3 protein-coding genes are annotated in these 3,889 nt (G+C 70.9%); all 3 read left to right on the top strand.

Annotated features, from left to right (window positions below; all coding sequences use genetic code 11):
* A partial coding sequence (locus tag AB0I73_RS40615) for an SDR family NAD(P)-dependent oxidoreductase (protein WP_363045406.1) occupies positions 1-1,608 on the top strand: 1,608 nt, incomplete at its 5' end.
* Positions 1,609-1,725: 117 nt separating this feature from the next.
* On the top strand, positions 1,726-2,724 hold the full coding sequence (locus AB0I73_RS40610) for an ABC transporter ATP-binding protein (protein ID WP_363045405.1): 999 nt from the start codon (positions 1,726-1,728) through the stop codon (positions 2,722-2,724).
* The gene (locus AB0I73_RS40605) at positions 2,721-3,635 is read left to right on the top strand and encodes an ABC transporter permease (RefSeq protein ID WP_363045404.1); all 915 of its coding nucleotides are present in this window, start codon (positions 2,721-2,723) and stop codon (positions 3,633-3,635) included. Before AB0I73_RS40610 ends, AB0I73_RS40605 begins: the two co-directional genes overlap by 4 nt.
* Positions 3,636-3,889 lie beyond the last annotated feature (254 nt).

The raw sequence follows: 3,889 nt of genomic DNA, 5'->3' as shown, positions 1-3,889 counted from the left end.
CCCGCCACCCTCGACCCCCGCACCTGGACCCACACCGCCGCCGTCCTGGCCGGCACCACCGGCGAGGACCAGACCGCCGTCCGCGCCTCCGGCGTCCACGCCCGCCGCATCGTGCGCGCCACCCCCGGCCGCACCGAGGCGGCCTGGCGGGCGCGCGGCACCGTGCTGATCACCGGCGGCACCGGCGGCCTGGGCGCCCGGGTGGCCCGCTGGGCCGCCGCCCACGGCGCCGACCACCTGGTGCTCACCAGCCGCCGCGGCCCGGACGCCCCCGGCGCCACCGAACTGTGCGCACAGATCGAGGAGCTGGGCGCCCGCGCCACCGTCGTCGCCTGCGATGTCACCGACCGGGCCGCGCTGACCGCCCTGGCGGCCACCCTGCAGGACCGGGGCACCCCCGTCCGCAGCATCGTCCACACCGCCGGCATCGGCCAGATCACCCCCCTCAAGAAGATCGGAACCGCCGAACTGGTGGAGGTCCTGGACGCGAAGGTGACGGGTGCGGCGAACCTCGACGCGGTCTTCGCCGACGCCGACCTCGACGCCTTCGTCCTGTTCTCCTCCATCGCGGCCACCTGGGGCAGCGGCGGCCAGGCCGGCTACGCCGCCGCCAACACCTACCTCGACGCCCTCGCCGAGCAGCGCCGCGCCCGCGGCCTGCCCGCCACCTCCCTCGCCTGGGGCCCCTGGGCCGGCGGCGGACTGGTCACCAGCGACAGCGAGGACATGCTCGCGCGGCGCGGGCTGCCGGTCATGGACCCGCAGTACGCACTCACCGCGCTCGGCCAGGCCGTCGCTGCGCACGAGACGTCGGCGGCGGTGGCGGACGTGGCATGGGACCGCTTCACTCCCGCCTTCACCGCCCTGCGCCGCAGCCCGCTGCTGGCCGACCTGCCCGATGCCCAGCGCACCACCGAGGCGCCCACCGGCGACCCGGAGACCACCGGAGCGTCGACGGGTGCGGGGGCGACCGCCCCTGCTGCCGCCCTGTGCGAGCGCCTCGCCTCGGCTGCTGCCGAAGCCGTGACGTCCGGCGCTACGGACGGCGGTGACGAAGCGAGGGCCGAGGTACTCCTCGAGCTCGTACGCGGCGAAACAGCGCGCGTACTCGGAATCGCGAACCCTGCGCAGATCAAGCCACGTCGCGGTTTCGTCGAAGTGGGATTCGACTCCCTCATGGCCGTGGAACTCCGCAACGTGCTGAGCGAGCAGACCGGACTCAGGCTTCCGGCCACCCTGATCTTCGACTTCCCGGCGCCCGACGATCTTGTCCGGCACCTGGGCGAACAGCTTGCTCCACAGGAGCCGGACCGTGGCAGCGGCCACGGCGGACGGCACGACCTGAGTCACGGCGAGGGCCGGGGCCAGGCCGACGAGTCCGACGCACTGGCGGAAATCGATCGGCTGGAGCGCGTACTCGATTCCCTTTCGCCGGAGAGCACGGACAGCACAGGTATCACCAGGCGACTGGAGTCTCTGCTGTCTCAGTGGAACGCGACAAAGGGGTCTCCTCGCGAGGATCCGGAACCCGGGATCGACGGTCTGCTCGAAGCAGCAACGCCCGACGAGATGTTCGAACTCATCCAGCGCGAATTCGGAAAGAGCTGACCGGCCGGCGGTCCCGGGGAAGGAAACGGCCGCCAACCCGCAAACGAGCGTTGTCTTCCGCCTATCAATGGGGAACAAAGGATGTCAGATACAGAGAAAACCGCGAATGATGCGGTCGTGGTGGTCGAGAATCTTGTCAAGCAGTATCTGCCCGGGATGCCGCCGGCGGTCGACGGACTGAGCTTCACGGTGGCCCGAGGCGAGGTGTTCGGCCTCCTCGGCCCCAACGGTGCCGGCAAGACCACCACGATCCGGGTGCTCACCACCATGGCGAAGGCCACCTCCGGCCGGGCGTTCCTGGACGGAACCGACATCGTCGCCCAGCCCGCCCGGGCCCGTGGCGTCCTCGCGGTGGTCCCGCAGCACAACAACCTGGACCGTTCGCTGACGGTTCGGCAGAACCTGCTCTTCCACGCGGCGTACCACGGCATCGGCCGCTCCGAACGCCGCCGCCGCGCCAACGAGCTGCTGGAGCGTGTGCAGCTCGCCGACCGGGCCGACTCGCTCGTGGAGGAGATGTCCGGCGGTCAGGCACAGCGCGTGATGATCGCCCGAGCGCTCATGCACGACCCGAGCGTGATGTTCCTGGACGAGCCGGCAACGGGACTGGACCCGCAGGCGCGGCTGTTCGTCCACGACCTCGTCGCGGACCTCGGCCGCCAGGGCGTGACCGTCGTGATCACGACGCACGACATGGAGGAGGCCGCCAAGTTGTGCGATCGCATCGGCATCGTCGACCACGGCAAGCTGCTGACCCTGGACACCCCCGAGGAGCTCATCCGCAGCCTGCCGGGCGGTACGACGCTCACCCTCAAGCTCAACCTCCTGGACGAGACCCCGCAAGCCGTGACCGAGGCCCTGACCACCATTCCCTGGGTGGCGGCCGCCGAGTACGTGCCCGGCACCCCGGCCGTGCCGCCGCCCTTCCCGGGCATGCCGGCCCCCGAGCCGGAGGAGGACCGGTTCGTGCTGAGCGTCGAGTCCGGCGCCGGCGACGTGCTGCCCGCCGTCTTCAAGGTGCTCGACGAGCTGCACTGCGAGGTCAAGGACTTGGCCGTACGGGAGGCAAGCCTCGAAGACGTCTTCATCCACCTCACTGGCAAGGGACTTCGGTGACCATCAAGAGCTCCACGAAAACAGCGACCTCCACCGCGCCCGGCGATTCCGCGGAACCGCCGGAGGCGGCGAGCCCGGCCACCGGGCCGGCCGAGGCCGGAGCAGGCATGCTGGCCCGCAGGCCCTCCGGGCCACGCAGCATCTCCCAGCGCCGGGTCTTCACGTCGATCCTGTGGCGGGACATCCTGGTCACGGTCCGTCAACCGTGGCTGTTCCTCGCCGAGTCGCTGCTGCAGCCCCTGTTCATCCTGTTCATCTTCGGCAAGGTCCTCGCCGACATGAGCTACGTCGACGAAAGCTACGTGCCGCTGCTGCTACCCGGCATCATCGGCCTGGCGGCCTTCATCAGCGCGCTCCAGGCCACGGCACTGCCCCTGGTCATGGACTTCTCCTACTCGAAGGAGATCGAGGACCGCCTGATGGCTCCGGTCGGGATCCGGCTCGTCGCCCTCGAGAAAATCGTGTTCGGCGGGATACGCGGCTTCATCGCGGCCGTCATCATGATCCCTGTCGGCATCCTCGTCCTCGGCGTGCCGTGGTGGTCGGCGTCGTCGCTGCCGCCGATCCTCGGGGTGCTCGTCCTGGGCTCGCTGCTGGGCGGCGCGTTCGGCCTGGTTCTGGGCACCCTCGTGCCGGCGCGCCGCGTGGGCGTGGTGTTCGGTCTCGCCCTGACGCCGCTGATGTTCACCGCCGCCGCGCAGTACCCGCTGCTCAGCCTGGACGGTCTGCGCTGGTTCCAGGTGGTCGTCGGCCTCAACCCGATCACGTACATCAACGAGGGTCTACGGGCCGTGCTGCTCCACAAGGTGGAATCCGTGCCGCTCGGCATCGACATCGCGGTGCTCGCCGCCGCGACCCTGGTCGCGGCGGTCGTGGGTATCCGCGGCTTCAGCCGCCGCGCTCTCGACTGACGGCACTTCCCCTCGCCGGGGCCGCCGCTCGCTGGCCGGGCGGCGGCCCCGGCGAAGTGTGTCCGGCCGCCCGTACCGGCCGGACACGGACTCCGGGCAATGAGCAACCGAGGCACCCGCAGTGCCAGGACGCTCAACTACGCATGCGTATCGGTACACAGATGGCCGTGGGCGGCACCCGTACGGGCGTGGCGGTTACCGCAGTCGGGACGACCGCCGTGACGGTGACCGCGAGCGTTCCGGCTTCCGCCGCG

The sequence above is a fragment of the Streptomyces sp. NPDC050388 genome (assembly GCF_040655635.1).
Taxonomy (GTDB): Bacteria; Actinomycetota; Actinomycetes; order Streptomycetales; family Streptomycetaceae; genus Streptomyces.
The sequence above is the reverse complement of the archived record's forward strand: the minus strand, read 5'-3'. Positions and strand labels throughout refer to the sequence as shown.